Annotated in this window: 10 protein-coding genes; 4 read left to right on the top strand and 6 right to left on the bottom strand. The window is 59.8% G+C overall.

Features of this window, described 5'->3' with window-relative positions; translation table 11 throughout:
* Positions 1-4: 4 nt before the first annotated feature.
* Both VFU66_RS11090 and VFU66_RS11085 read right to left on the bottom strand, forming a co-directional pair.
* A complete protein-coding gene (locus VFU66_RS11090; protein WP_326446318.1) occupies positions 5-1,891 on the bottom strand; it encodes a tetratricopeptide repeat protein in 1,887 nt (628 codons plus the stop codon).
* A gap of 4 nt (positions 1,892-1,895) precedes the next feature.
* Positions 1,896-4,400 (bottom strand): glycoside hydrolase family 31 protein, encoded by a 2,505-nt coding sequence (locus VFU66_RS11085; RefSeq protein ID WP_326446317.1) that lies wholly within the window; start codon positions 4,398-4,400, stop codon positions 1,896-1,898.
* Positions 4,401-4,698: 298 nt separating this feature from the next.
* On the opposite strand from VFU66_RS11085, the gene VFU66_RS11080 reads away from it, so the two are divergent.
* The 3 genes from VFU66_RS11080 to VFU66_RS11070 all read left to right on the top strand — a co-directional run bounded on the left by VFU66_RS11080 (position 4,699) and on the right by VFU66_RS11070 (position 10,364).
* On the top strand, positions 4,699-5,970 hold the full coding sequence (locus VFU66_RS11080) for a transcriptional regulator (RefSeq protein WP_326446316.1): 1,272 nt from the start codon (positions 4,699-4,701) through the stop codon (positions 5,968-5,970).
* A 228-nt stretch (positions 5,971-6,198) separates the two neighbouring features.
* The gene (locus tag VFU66_RS11075; protein WP_326446315.1) at positions 6,199-9,807 is read left to right on the top strand and encodes a TonB-dependent receptor; all 3,609 of its coding nucleotides are present in this window, start codon (positions 6,199-6,201) and stop codon (positions 9,805-9,807) included.
* A gap of 212 nt (positions 9,808-10,019) precedes the next feature.
* Complete coding sequence (locus tag VFU66_RS11070; RefSeq protein WP_326446314.1) at positions 10,020-10,364, top strand: hypothetical protein; 345 nt, start codon at positions 10,020-10,022, stop codon at positions 10,362-10,364.
* A gap of 59 nt (positions 10,365-10,423) precedes the next feature.
* Here VFU66_RS11070 and VFU66_RS11065 read toward each other — a convergent pair whose 3' ends face one another.
* From VFU66_RS11065 to VFU66_RS11050, 4 genes are all read right to left on the bottom strand, one after another.
* Positions 10,424-11,578 (bottom strand): M48 family metallopeptidase, encoded by a 1,155-nt coding sequence (locus VFU66_RS11065; RefSeq protein WP_326446313.1) that lies wholly within the window; start codon positions 11,576-11,578, stop codon positions 10,424-10,426.
* Between the two features lie 519 nt (positions 11,579-12,097).
* Positions 12,098-12,523 (bottom strand): type II secretion system protein, encoded by a 426-nt coding sequence (locus VFU66_RS11060; RefSeq protein WP_326446312.1) that lies wholly within the window; start codon positions 12,521-12,523, stop codon positions 12,098-12,100.
* 2 nt (positions 12,524-12,525) lie between these two features.
* On the bottom strand, positions 12,526-12,996 hold the full coding sequence (locus VFU66_RS11055; protein WP_326446311.1) for a type II secretion system protein: 471 nt from the start codon (positions 12,994-12,996) through the stop codon (positions 12,526-12,528).
* 59 nt (positions 12,997-13,055) lie between these two features.
* Positions 13,056-15,653: a secretin GspD/PilQ domain-containing protein gene (locus VFU66_RS11050; RefSeq protein ID WP_326446310.1), complete on the bottom strand. Its 2,598-nt coding sequence runs from the start codon at positions 15,651-15,653 to the stop codon at positions 13,056-13,058.
* Positions 15,654-16,038: 385 nt separating this feature from the next.
* Here VFU66_RS11050 and smpB point away from each other — a divergent pair, with 385 nt between their 5' ends.
* Positions 16,039-16,578, top strand: coding sequence for an SsrA-binding protein SmpB (gene smpB / locus VFU66_RS11045; RefSeq protein WP_326446309.1), 540 nt, complete (start codon positions 16,039-16,041; stop codon positions 16,576-16,578).
* Positions 16,579-16,615 lie beyond the last annotated feature (37 nt).

Genomic DNA, 16,615 nt, shown 5'->3' with positions numbered 1-16,615 from the left:
CCGTTCACTGCTGATTGCGCGTTTTATTTTGAATCAGGTGCGTCTCCTCAAACGCGGCAGCAGCCAATTTCGTCTGACCCGTCTTCTGATACAGCCTGCCAAGCTGAAAATGAACGGATCCATCATCATCGCTCGCCTCACCCAACTTCAACTCTTCAATGGCACGCGCATCTTCCCCGCGACTCGCGTAGATCTGCCCCAGCAGCGCATGAACGCGCGGCACCAGCTCCGGCTTCGCAGACAAGCCAATCTTCAGGTGCGGCTCAGCCTCATCAAGATGGTGCTCGTCCATAAGCACTTCACCCATAATGTAATTCGCCTCTGGATCGGACTGATTCTGATCGAGTGCCCGTCGAATCATCCTGTCCGCCAACTCGATTCTGTACTCCTGCAGATAGTTTGCCGCCGCGCCAAGCAATACGGCGAATGCATCAGGAGCAATCTTCAATGCAGTCTCGTACTCCGCTTCTGCGGCGCCATACCTGCCCATGTCTCGATAACTCTCCGCCAGCAGTTCGTGCAGTCGAAGCGAATCTGGAGAAGTCTGGCCCGCACGCAACAGGCATTCCACCGTCAGCGCCTGTCGTGCGCGAACAGACCAGTACAACCCCGCGTCCTGCGTCTCACGATTGCGCACAAGCCGCCTCGCCGCATCAAGCGTCGCCGTGTAGTCTCCCGTAAAAAAAGCGCAGGCCGCCAGCGTAGAGAGCCCGGAAGCGGCAAGTACATGGGCGCCGCGCAGATCGCTCACACAACGCTCATACCGTCCACCTGCAAAATCCTCAGTCGCAGAGTCTGCTGATGTTTGGCGCCATTCGCGCGATGCAGCCGTGGGATGTGCTGCGCCACTCTGCACGCCATTAACCGAAGCCCGCAACTCCACGGCTTCTTCAGACGAGAGTCCTGGAAAGTCCGTCGCCGCAAGGCTCTGATTGAGCTTCGCTAGCTGATCGGAAGTCAGCCCCTCCGTCAAAAGCGCACCATGGCTTTGAGCAAACCCGCGATCCACCTTCCAGACTGCGCCCAGCAACGGGAGCTGCGCATTCGCGGGACCTTTCTCTAACGCGATCCGCACCAGTCCGAGCTGCGCCTGAAGACATCCGCCGGCGTGCATGTCCTGCTCGAACTCAGCTCCGGCATCGGCAAGTTTATTCTGACGAACCAGCACCAGCCCAAGCGAAGACCGTATACACGGAGGATGGCTCCGAGCAGCTAATGCACTGCGGTAAGCTGCAACAGCACGGTCTAGTTTGTTCTGACTACTGAACGAGTCCGCCGCCAACGCCTCAAAATATGGCGACTGGCGACTCATCCCTGCGAGACGGCCAGAGTCCTGCTCCGCCGACTTGAGATACGCGATGCCCAGCCGATACCACGCCTCGCCGTTTGCAGCGTTCAGTCTGGTCGCTTCCGAATACGCCCCAACCGCATCGTCAAACCTGTTCATCTCAAAATATGCCCGCCCCAGATACATGGGAACGTTCCAGTCATCCGGCTTCATCTTCCTCGCAGCAGCAAGATAGCCGACGGCTTCCGCCAGCCTGCCCGCATCCAGACATTCCAGCCCGAGAAAGAAGACAGGCACAAACAGCTTTGGCTGGAGCCGATGCGCTTTGACAAAGCTCGCCATCGCGCCCGAGTAGTCCTTCGCCTGGTGCTGCATCAACCCCAGATTGGCCCAGATCTCAGCCGCTCCTGGTTGAATCGCCAACGCACCCTTGTACTCAGCAATCGCAGCCGTCACATCTCCCGCCGACTGTGCCTGCACAGCAGCAGCGACGTGTTGCTCGAACGGCCCTGACTGCGCGCGCACGCGGCCTGTGCAGAGCAGCAGACACCCCAGCAGCACAACCGTCTTGAAACCGCGCGAACTCATCCTCCAGTAAGTCATCGCCTTACTTTGCAAGCTCAATGTGCAGATCGGACCCTCTTCCGTCATCAGGAACGACGACCGACGCAACATGCCTCTCCTTATCGAAGGACGGCTGCAACCTGACGTCGGAGTGATCAACGGCAACCTTCAACGGCGACTTCGTCAGTCCATAGACTTCTACATTCAGGTTCTTCCACCACGCAGCATAGTCACCTGTATGTGGCCCCAGATGCACCGTCAGTTCCCGACCCTGTTCGTCGCACGTGAACTTCATACGAAGGAACCCTCCGCGCCGGTACGCGAAGCTCTTGCCGTCATCCAGATACACAGAACCCTTGCAATCACGCCCCGGATACACCCGCAACGTCAGCGGCCCCTGCGGCGTCTCATCTGTGCTCTCGACCAGCGGCTCAACGGGAATGATGGAGCCTTCACGAACGAAGATCGGCAGCACAGCCAGCTCCGGCTTGATTTTGATCTTCGTAGCCGCCTCCGAAACCTTCTCTCCCGTCCAGTAGTTGTACCAACCCACCGAAGGCAGCACGACGGTGTAATCGTCCAGCTCATCCGGAAAATGTGCAGGAGCCACCAGCATGTCCCGCCCAAAGAGAAACTCTCCGGCTGCATCTACGTCAACGTCAATCGGATGACGGTCAGCCGTTGCGTCGGGAAACTCCATAAACAGCGGCCGAATGATCGGCATTCCCGTGCGCGACATCTCTTCCGCAGCGGTGTAAAGATACGGCATCAGTCGGTAACGCTCTTCAATATAGCGTCGGCGAATTGCCTCCTGCGCCGGCCCATGCACCCACACCTCCTGGTCGCCCGTGCCCTTGTTCGTGTGGTCGCGGTCGATAGGCTGAAACGCAGCCAGTTCAATCCACTTCGTCAGCAGGTCTGGCTGCGGCGTACCGATAAAGCCTCCCACATCCGCGCCGCTCATGCTGAATCCACTCATTCCAAGATTCAGCAGCATCGGCGTCGTCAGCCGCAGATGGTCCCACGTGCTGCTGTTGTCGCCCGTCCACGTCGCAGCATAACGTTGCCCGCCCGCATAGCTGGCGCGTGTCAGCACAAACGGCCGCACGTCTGGATCAAGCTTCAGCAATCCCTCATACGTGGCGCGAGAGTTTTCGAGTCCCATCACATTGTGCATCTCTGCATGTGTAGCAACGCGCTTCTCGAAGCCCGGCTCATCAATCACGTGCAGCGCATCCTCGCGGATCGTCTTCGTCGGACTGTCAAAGACCGAAGGCTCATTCATGTCATTCCAGAATCCGTCGATACCCGCCTTCACAAACTGCTTGTAAAGCGTGCCCCACCACGCGCGCGTGCTCTGGCTGGCAAAGTCAGGAAACACCGCAGGCCCAGGCCACACCTTCCCCACATACACAGACCCGTCAGGATTCTTCACAAAATGATCGCCCGCCGTACCCGTGTCATAAGGCGCATAACCCGCATCAGGCAGATGCGCAATGTGCAGGTCGGTAATCGCTACAACATGAAAGCTCTGCTTATGCAGATCGTCGATCATCTTGTCGAAGGTTGGAAATCCCTTCGTATCGACGGTAAACGGCCGATAGTGGTCCTGATAGTCAATGTCCAGATAGATTGCATCGGCAGGAATCTTATCCTTGCGCAGACGATCCGCAATCTCCCTCACTCGCGATTCGGGATAGTAGCTGAACCGCGACTGCTGAAACCCGAGCGACCACAACGGAGGCAGAGGCGTCGTCCCCGTCAGCCAGACATAGCTCTGGAGCACCTGCGCCGACGAAGGCCCATAGAGAACGTAGTAGTCCAGCGGCCCATTCTCCGCACCGAAGGCATACGCCGTATGCGACTCCTTGCCGAAGTCGAAGCTCGTCCTCCAATGGTTGTCAAAGAATGTGCCCGCCACCATGCCGCGGTCGAACGAGAGAAAGAACGGAATGCTCTTGTAAATCTGGTCCGTAGATGCCTGAAACTCGAAGGCATCTGTGTTCCACATGGAGTACGCGCCGCCTCTGCGGTCCAGCGGCCCCGGCTTGGCTCCCAACCCGAAAAAGTGTTCACTGGCGGGCATGTCCTTATAGATACGGAACGAGGTGCCATGAAATTCAATCGGTCTCCCAGCGGCAGTCTCCTGAACAACGTGGCCGTCAAGGTCAGTCATGCGGACGCGCATCGTGGCGCGCTCCACTTCGACCCGCAGAGACTTCGTGCGGAAGCCGACCGTCGTGGCATTGTCGTCCTCAACAACCGGCACGCTCGACATGCGCGATGCCGGCAGCACGGCCCAGGAAGCGTCCTCGGGAAGCTCGCCCGTCGCCCCTGCGCGCACACGCACAATGTCGTCGCGCAGCGCGGTAATCTGCATCACTGCCAGGCCGCTCCTGATCTCAATCCCATCTTTCAACGGCGTGCTGGCCGTCACCTTATCCAGCACGACCGGATTCGGTTCAACGGCCAGAGCATCAAGCCCCATCAATAGAAAGAGGCACAGGGTCCAACTGGGGAATACACGGAAAGTCCGAATTCGATTCATTTGTTTCTGATCTGCCCTCTGGATTGATCGGCCAGGTTGTCTCGGACCCCCTGCGCCCGTAAAGCGGAAATTCTACAGTCCCGTTCAAAACTTGTCAGTGGAACAACGGATCGATGTGGATAGTAGCAAGCGAGCGGTCAGAAAAGCGTGCCTCCGCCCCGATGATTCGCCGATGTTTGCATGAGGAAGTCCTTCAGCGCGTACCGGCTTCTTGATAGAAGGAATGTGGGCTGTAGAGGCCGGGATATAATCGCTCTTGCCGCACAGTGTTGATTCGCCACGCTGACAAGGGGAGCGCGTGCACGGAGACTTCTTTATTAATGACTGGCTGATTCAGCCGCAGATCAATACCGTGGAAAAGAACGGCAGGACCTGGCACCTCGAACCCAAGGTGATGCAGGTGCTTGTCCACCTCAGTTCGCACCCGAACCAGGTCCTCTCCAAGGAAAAGCTCATCGACTCCGTCTGGCACGGCACCTTCGTCGGCGACGATGTGCTCGTCCGCTGCATTTCCGAGATTCGCTACGTCTTCGGCGACGATCCCCGCTCGCCCTTCGTCATCCAGACCATCCCCAAGGCCGGCTATCGCCTCATTGCCTCAGTCAGGGCAGATCCTTCATCGCAGGCGAACGAAGCGCACGCAGTCCAATCCGCCACAGACCGCATCCACGAAGCTGGAGCATCGTCAGCTCAAACGACCGCGACCGTCATCGCCCCCGAAACCAAAGCCACGGAAGCAAGCGCACTCGAGCACGAAGCCATCGCCTCCGTAAATCCGGCCCCTCGTCCGCAACGCCGCTGGCTATGGACGTTGCTCGTGGCCGCAATCTGCATTGCCATCGCGGTGACCGCTTATTTCTGGAGAACACTCCATCCCACGCCCTTCGACGCCTTCTGGCAGCCAGTCCTCAGCAGTTCCGCGCCCGCACTCTTCTGCGTCGCCGACCAGAACCAGTACTCCTTCATCACGCTCCGCGACGCCGCCGAACCCACCAAACAGGTCGTCCTCAAAGACAATCTCTCAGCCGTCGTCATCGACGACCTCGACACCATCGTCAAGATCGCCAGCACGCTCCGCACCCACGGCAAGCACTACCAGCTCAAGGGCGAGGAATCGACCTCCCTCTCCGATCTCCGCAACGGCCCATCTATATTTATCGGCGCCTTCGACAATGCCTGGACGCTCCGTTTCACCAAGGCCCTCCGCTTCCATTTCGCCAACAATCCCGAGATGACCCGGTTCGAGATCGTCGATCGCAACAATCCATCCGCCTCAAGCTGGGTTGTCGATCGCACCCAGCAACTAGCAACGAATAACTACGTGGACTACGCCATCATCGCGCGCTTTGTGGACGACACCACCGGCGAACCCGCCGTGATCGTGGCAGGCGTCGGACGCGGAGGAACTATCGCCGCGGGAGAATTTCTCACCAACTCCGACGATCTCGCCCAACTTGCGCCCGCAATGAAGTCGGCAGGCAACAAAAAGAACATCGAGATCGTCCTGAGCACCCAAATCATCGACGGACAGCCCGGAACCCCTAAAGTGGAAGCCGTTCACTTCTGGTAGAACTCCCTCGTCACCCCCATTAATCCACACAAACCAAACGACTTGCTTCATCGGTAAAACCTCGGAATCTCCCCCCGCACAACTTCGGGAAAGATTCGGTGATTGCCCGGGACGCCGCGTGCCCGCGCTCTCTAACGTGGTCTTCGCTTTCCAGACAACCAGAGATTACGTAGTCAGAAAGCGATCCTTCGCGTCCGCACACGGCGCGATTATTCGAGAGGCAAGCACATGCAAGCTATCCCAAAGAGGCAATCGATCGGCAGCACGTGGGCGAGAAGTCTCGCCATCCTGACGACGATGATGTTGGGCCTGACCCTGGGGGCGGTTCCACTTCGCGCCCAGACCCAGGCGTTCACCGCCACACTCAGCGGCACCGTCACCGACTCCACCGGCGCCGTCATCCCCAACACCACCGTCACCCTCACCAGCGCCGAGAAAGGAATCACCCGCACCTTCACCACCACTGCTTCGGGCAATTACTCCTTCCAGCTTCTTCCTCCCGCCATCTACTCGCTCAAAGCGCAGGTCAGCGGCTTCAAAGGATACGAGCAAAAAGGAATTGACCTTGCCGCCGGCACCGCCGCCCACCAGGACATCGTCCTCAGCGTCGGAGGCACCAGCCAGAGCGTCGAAGTCTCCAGCGAACCACCGCTCATTAACGCCGACAACGCCAACATCTCCGCCGACATCTCGCAGAAGCAGATCGTCGAGCTTCCGCTCAACCTTCGCAACGTCTTCGGGCTCGCCTCGCTCAACTCATCGGTCAACAACTCAACCCAGGCCCAGATGGTCAACTCAAACGGCATCTCCGGCTCGGCCGACCAGGACATCTCCTTCCTCAACTTCGGCGGCACGCACTTCGGCACCGCCGCCTATCTCCTCGACGGCACCTGGAACACCGCGCAGGACTGGGGCGGCGTCGTCTACGTCCCCTCCGTCGAAGGCGTCGACGAATTCAAAATCCAGACCAATGCCTTCACCGCGCAATACGGCTGGAGCAGCGGCAACGTCATCAACGTCGTCACCAAATCCGGCACCAACAGCTTCCACGGCGATGTCTTCGAGTTCGTTCGCAACAGCGCGCTCGACGGCAACAACTACTTCAACAACCTCAACGGCGTGAAGCGCCCGGACTTCCACCGCAACCAGTACGGCGGCTCCATCGGCGGCCCGGTCATCATTCCCGGCGTCTACGACGGACGCGGCAAAACCTTCTTCTATGCGCTCTACGAAGGCCTGCGCCAGTCCACGCCAGCCAGCCTGACCGGCACCGTGCCTACTTCCGCCTTCACGCAGGGCGACTTCAGCAGCTTGCTCACCACCACCGTCATCGGCACCGATGCACTCGGACGCCCCATCTATCAGGGCGCGCTCTACGACCCCTACAGCGTGCGTCAGATTACCGCCGGCCAGATCGATCCCAAGACCGGCCGCGTCGCCACGCAGACCGGCTACATCCGCGACGCCATCACGAACAACAACGTCGCAGGCAAGATCGACCCGGTCGCCGCGAAGATCATCGCCGGCAAGTACTGGCCTGTTCCCACCAACGGCAACCTCGTCAACAACTTCTTCGGCTCCTCATCCGCAACTGCGCAGTCGGATGAATACTCCGTCCGCGTCGATCACAACTTCAGCGACCTGACCCGCTTCTTCGCCCGTTACTCGCACAAGTCCGAGCAGAAGACGAACTCGCCCGACTTCTTCGGCAGCGCCAATCCCGGCGGCCCAGGCGTCACCAACCCCAACAACCGCTGGAGCTACGACATGGGCCTCACCCACGTCTTCAGCCAGTCGCTCATCTTAAGCGCCAATGCGGGCATGAACCGCTGGATCGAGCAGTCTGCGACCCAGGGCGACAACTTCAAACCCTCCACGCTTGGCCTTCCATCCGCCCTCGACACCATCGCCGGACAGTTCCCCGGCCTCCGCATCGACGGCTTCTCCGGCCTCGGACCCGGCGCCATCAACGGCCAGGACTCCTACGCCGTCCCGCGCAACTACATCACCTACTCCACCGACATCACCAAGACGCTCAGCAAGCAGACGCTCCAGTTCGGCTTCATGGGCGTCGTCAACCAGATCCTCGGCGGCCACGTCTTCGGCACGAAGATGAACTTCCCCATCGGCTCGACCGCAGGACCCGACCCCACCAACCCGACCCAGGGCACAGGCTTCGGCTTCGCCTCGTTCCTCATGGGCGTCCCCGATAACGGCGGCGCAACCGGCATCAACGCACAACTGGCCACACAGAAGAACTACTTCGGCTGGTACGTGCAGGATGACTGGAAGGTCGTTCCCCGCCTCACAGTCAACATCGGCCTGCGCTACGAGATCCAGACCCCGCTCACCGAGCGCCACAACAAACAGCAGTACTTCGACTTCAACGCCAGCAACCCCGTCGGCACCGGTCTCGGCATCAACACCCCCGGCGAGCTGGTCTTCAACGGCGGCGGCAACCGTCGCGGTCTGTACAACACCGTCTACACCAACTTCGGCCCGCGCATTGGCTTGAGCTATCAGGCAACGCCGAAGCTGGTCGCGCGCACCGGCTACGGCATCTTCTACATTCCGTCCTACACCGGCAACGGTCCGGCCGACGGATACACGCAGACGACGCCCATCCGCGGCACGCTCAACTTCGCTCCGTACGACACGCTCAGCAATCCCATACCGAACGGCATTCTGCTTCCTCAGGGCAGTGCGCTCGGTGCCATGCAGGACGTAGGCCAGGGTGTTCCAGCCGTGCGCAGCAACCGCGCCTCCACGTACCTCCAGCAGTGGATGCTCGGCTTCCAGTACTCCATCCGCCCCAACGACATGATTGACGTGACCTACGTGGGCAACCGCGGCGTCAAGCTGTCGGCAGGCGGCTACGAGCGCGACCAGCTCAACCCGCAATACTTCTCCATGGGGCAGGCCGCACTGCAAACGCTCGTTCCCAACCCGTTCTACAAGAAGATCACCTCCAGCGGCTGCGGTCTCGATCAGCCCACCGTCCAGAAGTGGCAGCTCCTCCGCCCCTTCCCGCAGTATTGCAGCGTCCAGGACCAGGCCGCCCCCATCGGCGACTCTTACTACGACGCCCTGCAGGCCACCTACACGCACCGGTTCAGCTCCGGCTTGTCCGTCCTTGCCTCCTACACGTTCTCGAAGTTCATCGACGACACAGAAGGCAACAACGGCTGGGCCAACTCCGGACCCACCAGCATCCGCAACTACTACGACCTCGCCGCCGAGAAATCGGTCGACGGCAACGACATCCCCCACAGCCTCGTCGTCAGCTACATCTACCAGCTCCCCATTGGACACGGTAAGGCGCTTGGCTCAAACGTCAGCCGCCCCGTCAACGCCCTCATCGGCGGATGGCAGGTCTCCGGTATCTCCACCTTCAAGCAGGGCTTCCCGCTCTCCATCGCTCCGGCCAACAACACGCTCGGCCAATGGGGCGGCGGCAACCGGCGTCCGGACATCGTCGCCGACATGCACGTAGCCCATCCCTCCATCCACCAATGGTTCAACCCCGGAGCCTTCCAGGACCCAACCAATCCCTTCGACTTCGGCAGCGCACCGCGCTACATCTCCACCCTCCGTGCCCCGGGTTATCAGAACTGGGACCTCGCAGCCGAGAAGTACTTCCACTTCACCGAAAACACGCGGCTCCAGATCCGTGCCGAGATGTACAACGCGTTCAACCACGCCAACTTCTACGCACCCAACCAGTTCCTCGGAAATCGAGGGCCTCAGGTCAACGGACAATGGACCGGATCGTTCGCCACCATCGGCAACGCCTTCCCAGCCAGAGACGTCCAGTTCGCAGCGAAGTTCTACTGGTAAACCTCAACCCTTCGCAACACTGTCCGGGCCGCGCGTTCTATTCAACGCGCGGTCTTTTTTCGTCAATTTCCCCCCATCGCAGCGACCCAATGCACAGCGGAAAACTCCGTCTTGCTTAGCCCCTCAAACCAATCAACTAGCCCGTCGCCCGCTCTCGGGAGTAAACTCAAACCCCACAAGCGTCAGCTCAGCCCGCAAGGGAGGAATTGTCCATGAACAGAACTTCGCTTGCATTGACCCTCTTCGCTTTTATCCTTGGTGCCTTCCCCCAAGCCAGGGCACAGGCCGCCGTCGAAGCCGGCGCGATCTCCGCCTCCGTATCCGGCCTTGGAACAGCCGCCAGCCGCACGCTCCATCAGCACCCCCTGCCCACCAGAGCCATCCCACAGCCAGCTACGACCGCACGCACCGCACACGCAACAAGAACGACCGCGAGACGGGCAAAAGCATCAAGCACAGTCGCCACAGCAGCCCGCCACACGCCCAGCAAACAAGGGCACATCGTCGGCGTCTGGCCCAAAGGCGCACTTACGCCTTCGCAGACATCCAACCAGTAGCTGACCACCGTGTTTTGAAGGGCGAATTCAGCCAAGGGGCGGACTTAATCGGACCATCCCTAATTCCGACGACCCAGCGTAGGCCGATCATCCGTCGAGTCAGCCGGGTTATTCGGATTGTTGCTATCAGCCGTCCTGCGAAGCGTAGGCTTGTTGCCATCCTTGCCATCGATGACCCTGCGGCGGTTCTCAATCCGTGCCAGCCGCGCCTTCACCGCGTCAAACTCGCTGGTCGTCACAATGTAGTCGGGTCGCGGCGGCAGGATCGTGGCAATCTCTTCCTCCGAGCGCGCAATGCGGTCCGGCGTCTGCGGATGGTCCGAAAACACCTTGGCCAGCGTGCCGGGCTTATGTTTCTCCAGCGCCGTCAGCTTTTCAAAGAACTGCACGAACGCCTGCGGATCGTAGCCGGCCTTGTACATATATTGCAGCCCCAGCCAGTCCGCCTCCGCCTCAAAGTTGCGCGAGAACTGGAGGAAGGTCACAGGAATCGCAAGCTGCGATGCCTCGTAAATCCCATAACCGGTCCACGATCCGTATGAAATGATCATCAGCGGAATCGAGCCGATCTGCATGTAACTCAACCGCGTCGCCTCGCGCGCCGCATGGTGCGCGCACACATGGGCAATCTCATGCGCCATCACCCCGGCAAGCTCTGCCTCTTCGTCAGCCGCCAGAATCAGGCCCGAGTTGACGTAGAAAAACCCTCCCGGCAGCGCCATCGCGTTGATCTCGTCCGAGTCAACGATCTTGATCGTGAACGGCACCTTGCAGTCGGAGTTCTTCACAATGTTCTGGCCCACGCGGTTCACATACTCGTTCACCACCGGGTCCGTAATCATGTGTGTGGACTTATCAATCTCCATCGCATACTGCTTGCCGGTACCGATCTCCCAATCGACCGAATGCCAGTTGCCCAGGCCGCGTCCGCCGATGTCGCGCGTGCCAATCGCGTTCACATCGTCTTCGCTTCCCTTCTTGATGTGCGGGTCCAGGTCCTGCCCGGGAGAGGGAATGCTGTCCGTCTCAGCCTTCACCGGAGCCTTGTCATCTGGCTTCGCCTTGCTATCGGCCTTTGCGCTGTCGTCAGGCTTGGTCTGCGAGGCCGCAGGCGGCTGGCTGCTTGGCGAAGTCTGTTTACTCGCAGTCTGCGAGTACGCAGCGGCTGAAAAAACAAGCATCGTAGCCAAACCAAGATAAGTAGCCGAGCGCATGGTAGTTCTCCCGTGGACTGACTTCGCTCCCGAAAAAAGATAGACGCAGCCCAACTCTATTGGACGTAGTATGCGCCTTTTCTGTGAGCCGCAACAACTTCAGGGTCGAGCAAAGTGCTGAAGGCGCCCCCATCCGCTCTTAAGGAGCCGCCGAAGCCGGATAATGGCTGTAACCCCTTTTTGTTTGTCACTCCCAAAGAGAATCTGCGTACCCGATCGCCCGCTTTTTTGTTTGTCATTCCCAAAGGGAATCTGCGTACCCGATCGCCCGCTTTTTTTGTTTGTCACTCCCGAAGAGAATCTGTCCCTGTCACCCGCTTTTTTGTTTGTCATTCCCGAAGGGAATCTGCGTTTTCACACCACGTGATCTCGACCGTAGGCGGCGCTTTTGCCGCCGGAGTGGAGAGATCCCCGTATTCTCCCCCAAAACTCAAAACCTCAGCCCACCTCAATGTTCGCTTTCCTAATCCCTAAGCCCTAATCCCTAAGCCCTAATCCCTAAGCCCTAAGCCCTAATCCTCACCACGTGTTATACGAACTCCCATCCGAAGCCGTAGCCTGCGCCCCGGAGTGAACGTCATCAATCCCGGGCTCGGTCTGGTCAATCGTGCTCAGCGTATCGTCCTCCGCCGGAATCCACGTATCAGAACGCCCCGTAATCGGGTCCACCGGCATCGTCTTCAGATACCCCGCCTGCACCAGGTCGTCCAGCGACTGCGGCGCCTTCTGCTTATCCACCGTGTACGAATCAATCGCCTCCCGCATCGTGTGCAGGTCTTCACGCAGCACCGCCTCCTTGGCGCGACGAACGTTCTGCACATACGAAGGGATGGCGATAGCCGCAAGTATCCCGATGATCGTCATCACAATCATCAGCTCCAGCAGCGTAAAGCCCTGCTCGGAATCATGCTCAGCGCCATACCCGGAATTTCGTTCTACAGTCATCGCTACCATGTCGAGTATTTCGTCCCATCCAGAGCAGTGCCGGTGCTCTTCGAGTGTACGTCGAAGACGTTCTGCCCGCCCCACGTGTCGGTGTCGGCGTCGTCCTGGTTCGAGCGAAGCCCCCAGTCGGTATCGCCGGTCATCGGGTCAATCGGGATGCGGCGCAGAAACTTCACCTTCTTGTCCTGAATATCCACGCCATCGACCAGCGTCTGCAGGTCCGGCGGATAGCCGAGCGAATCGGCCTTCACCTGAAACGCTCCCTTGTCCGCAGCATCCTTATAGCGGTCAATCGCGTCGCGCATCTCCCAAAGATCGCGGCGCAGCTCGCGCTCCTTCTGCCGCTTCACCTGAAACCGCGCAATCGGCAAAACAGCGGTGGCCAGAATTGCGACAATCGCCACCGTAATAATCAGCTCGACCAGCGTAAGCCCGCGCTCACCGCCGGATTCGGAGATAGACTGTATGCCCACATCTGCTGGACGCGCCACAGCCGGATTGGTGAGAGCGCGCGCCGGGTTAGCCCTGACAATCACTTCACATGCACCACGGCAGCCGATCCGGTCGCCGGGATATTGTCCTGTGCGCTGTTTTGCGCCCCAACCTTCACCAGCGCCAGGTTCGAGTCGCCCGCTGCAACCGCCTTGAACGTCAGCGTCACAACACTCCCCTGCCCGTTGACCCCGCCAGAGTTCGGCGGCCGCGAAGCAGAAATCGACACAAGCCCGTTATCGTCACGATGGCCCACGGCAATCGCCTGCCCGTCGCGGCTCAGGAAACTGCCCGCATCCACATTCACCAACTGAAGCACGGCCGGGTTGTACTGAAGCTGCATCGGCACCGAGAAGACATCGTGCCCATTACCCAGCATCACCGCCACCTGGAACGTCCCTCCTACCGCCTCCGTCGAGCTGGCCGGAACCACGCTCAGGCTGACCGCATTCGGATTCGCCGGCTGGCCCGATTGAACCTGAGGCTGCGCCGCTCCAGGCTGAGCAGGCGTTGCAGGCTGCGTCATTGTTGCCGGCGGCGCAATCGGCTGAGCCTGCTGGCGAAGCTGCTCCACCATTGCCGCTGCAGCATTCGCGGCAGTCGTCGGCGGCCCAGTGACAGGCTTCTCGGAAAGCCCCGGATTCGGCAGGTCGGCTCCCGGCTGCTGAACAGGCGCACTCGCCTGCCGCAGCTCAATCGCCTGCCCCGTGCCCGTGTCAATCGCCCGCGTGTTCAGGTTCGTCAGCAGCGACTCGCGCACAATATGCGGAATCAGCAGAAACACAATCTCGTTGTCCTGCACCTCTTTGGAGTTCGAGGCAAAGAAAAACTTGAAAAACGGCAGCTCGCCCAGACCCGGCGTACCGCTGATGCTCCGGTTGTCCTGCTTGGTGATGATGCCCGCCAGAATGCTCGGCTCGCCTTCCTTCAACTGAATCGTCTGGTCGATGACGCGCTGGCCGATGATCGGCTCCGTAACGCCGCTGATCGTGACATTGCCGTTCTGCGACGAGACCTCAATATGCATCTTCAGCGTGACTTCGTTGTCATAGTGGACCGTAGGCGTCATGTCGATATTGACGCCGACATCAATAAACGTGAACTGCGTCTGCACGCCAATGCTGGCCACGCCCGTCGAAACACCCGCGTTATACGAACCCGTAGCAATCGGAATCTTCTGTCCAATCTTCAGTTGCGCACGCTGGCCGTCCGAAGCGCGAATGCGCGGGTTCTGCAGAATCCGCGTGTCTGCATCCGAAAGCAGCGCGTTCAGCGTACCGCCCGAGATCCCCACGGCAAAATTATTCGCATTGATGTGCGCCAGCGAGTTCAGCGTAAACGTGGACGGATTCACCGTGCTGCTGCCCGAAGACGACCCACCCGTGTTCGTCGCGGCCGTGCCATAGGGGTTCGCCTGCGGAGTCAGCGTGATCGACTGCGGCAGCGTAATCCCCAGGTTCCGCAGCTTGTCCCGATTCACCTCAAGAATCGCCACATCCACCACCACCTCAGGCTTTGCGCGATCCAGATCATTCAGCAGCTTCTGCACCAGCAGCAGTTGGTCCGGCGTGGCTCTTGCGACAATCGCGTTCTGGCTCGGCACCAGGTAAATCTTCGTGCTCGGGTCCAGCAGGTTGCGGATCGCGGTCAGGATCTCGTTGCCGTCGGCCTGCTGGCTGGCGTTCGTCAGGTAAAACGTCTGCACCGCCATCTCTTCCAGATCACGCCGCTTCTGCTGCGTATTCTGCGCGACAAAGATCGTGTTGGCCGTAACGGGCTTATAAAACGTCCCTGCAATCGTACCCACAATGCGCAGCGCATCCTGCAGGCTGACATGGGTCAAATCAACCGGAATGCGCTTGGAGGTGTAGTCGGGGTCAAAAAGAACGTTCAGACCGGCAGCCTTGCCAATGGCCTGGTAGATGACCTTCGAGTCTTCCACCATGTGCAATGTAATGGGTTCGTTCGAGACGGGCTTAAGTTCGACAGGGCCGGTAATCGTGCTGAGGTTCTTGATCTCAGCCGCCTCCTGCTTCTGCTCCGGCGTCGCTATCGGGGCAGCAGGAGCGGCGGGTGCGGCGCTCGCCGCGGGCGGCGGCTGTCCTTCATGCAGCAGCCGGTCAAGCTCCTGCTGCGCCGTCTGGTTCGAGGGGTCAATCTCAACTGCCCGACGAAACTCATTCAGCGCGCCGTTGTAATCTCCGCTCTGCCGCAGCACCCGTCCGCGGTCAATATGCGAGACCGCCGCCATAAACTTCATCCGCTCATAGCGTCCCCTGAAGCGAATATCGCTGGGCTTCTTGAGCAGCGCCTGGTGGTAGTCGTTCATCGCGGCTTCGTAGTCCTGATGCGCCTCCGCATCCATGCCGCGCTTGTTCCACTTATTGGCGGACTGCGCGTGTGCCGCCGGCGCGCCCGCCACCATAAGGACGCCTGCAACGAAGACGATGGGAACCGCTCTGAGAATCGACATCGGCAATTTGCTGATTGTTGTGTACCCGCGACCCATGCTTCTGTTTGCGTCCTTCTGTGTGTGGCGTCCGGGGGAGAACACGCCTGCCCGCTTGTCGATATTGGGGAGGACGCCGCCCGTACCGGCTTCGCCTTCCAGGCCCTTGCGCTCGGGTGAGTATAACATCTGCACTGTCACTGGCCTCACTCTCAGGGGGTGCGTGTCTTGAGTCATTTCGTGGGCGCTCAACCTGCCGCCTCTGCCTTGCCTATTGATGTGTGAGCGTTCTCCCTCTTGCCGTGGCTCATCAACGTATCGTCATTCTGACCCTGAGCGAAGTCGAAGTGGAAGAATCTCCGCATTTTCTCGCGGCTGCACAAACCTCCGCATCCAATCAACCATGATACTTCTATGAAAAATTCTCCAGGTCGCGTCCTAACGGGATTCATTCCGCACTTGATTCAACCCGTTCATCCCGCGCCACTGGTTGGACGCACCACCACACGCAACCGTAAGAGCACGCCGCCTGCATCTTTTGAGTGACGTACCCGCATGTTAAAGTAGAAGGTTCATGCCTCGTTCCCTCTCCAACCCGACGGCCGCCCACCAGCCCAAACCCGCGGGCAAACCCAAAGACCGCGACCCCATCGCCGCCGGGCAGCGCGACGCCTCCTTCAACCGCTCCGCCAGCTTCAACTACTTCCTCTCCGACCGCTTCGAGGCCGGCGTCGCCCTGCGCGGCACCGAGGTCAAATCCATCCGCGAAGGCAAAGCCAATCTCAAGGACGCCTACGGCCTCCTCAAAGACGGCGAGTGCTTCCTCCTCAACGCACACATCGGCCCCTTCTCCCACGGCAACACCATGAACCACGACTCGCTCCGCACCCGCAAGCTGCTCCTGCACAAAACCGAACTGCGCAAGCTCGAAGCCCACACGCGCCAGAAGGGATTCACCCTCATCCCCGTCCGCCTCTACTTCAAAAACGGCCGCGTCAAATGCGAACTCGCCCTCGCCAAAGGCAAGCAGGACTGGGACAAGCGCGAAACCGAACGCAAACGCGAAGCCGACAAAGAAGCCCGCGCCGCCGTCGCCCGCAGCCAGCGCCGCTAAAACTTGACACCGATCCAATTCAGCACCACTTCACGTC

Source organism: Edaphobacter sp. (assembly GCF_035763405.1).
GTDB lineage: Bacteria > Acidobacteriota > Terriglobia > Terriglobales > Acidobacteriaceae > Edaphobacter.
Note: the sequence above shows the minus strand (reverse complement) of the source record. Positions and strands in the feature narration are given on the sequence as shown.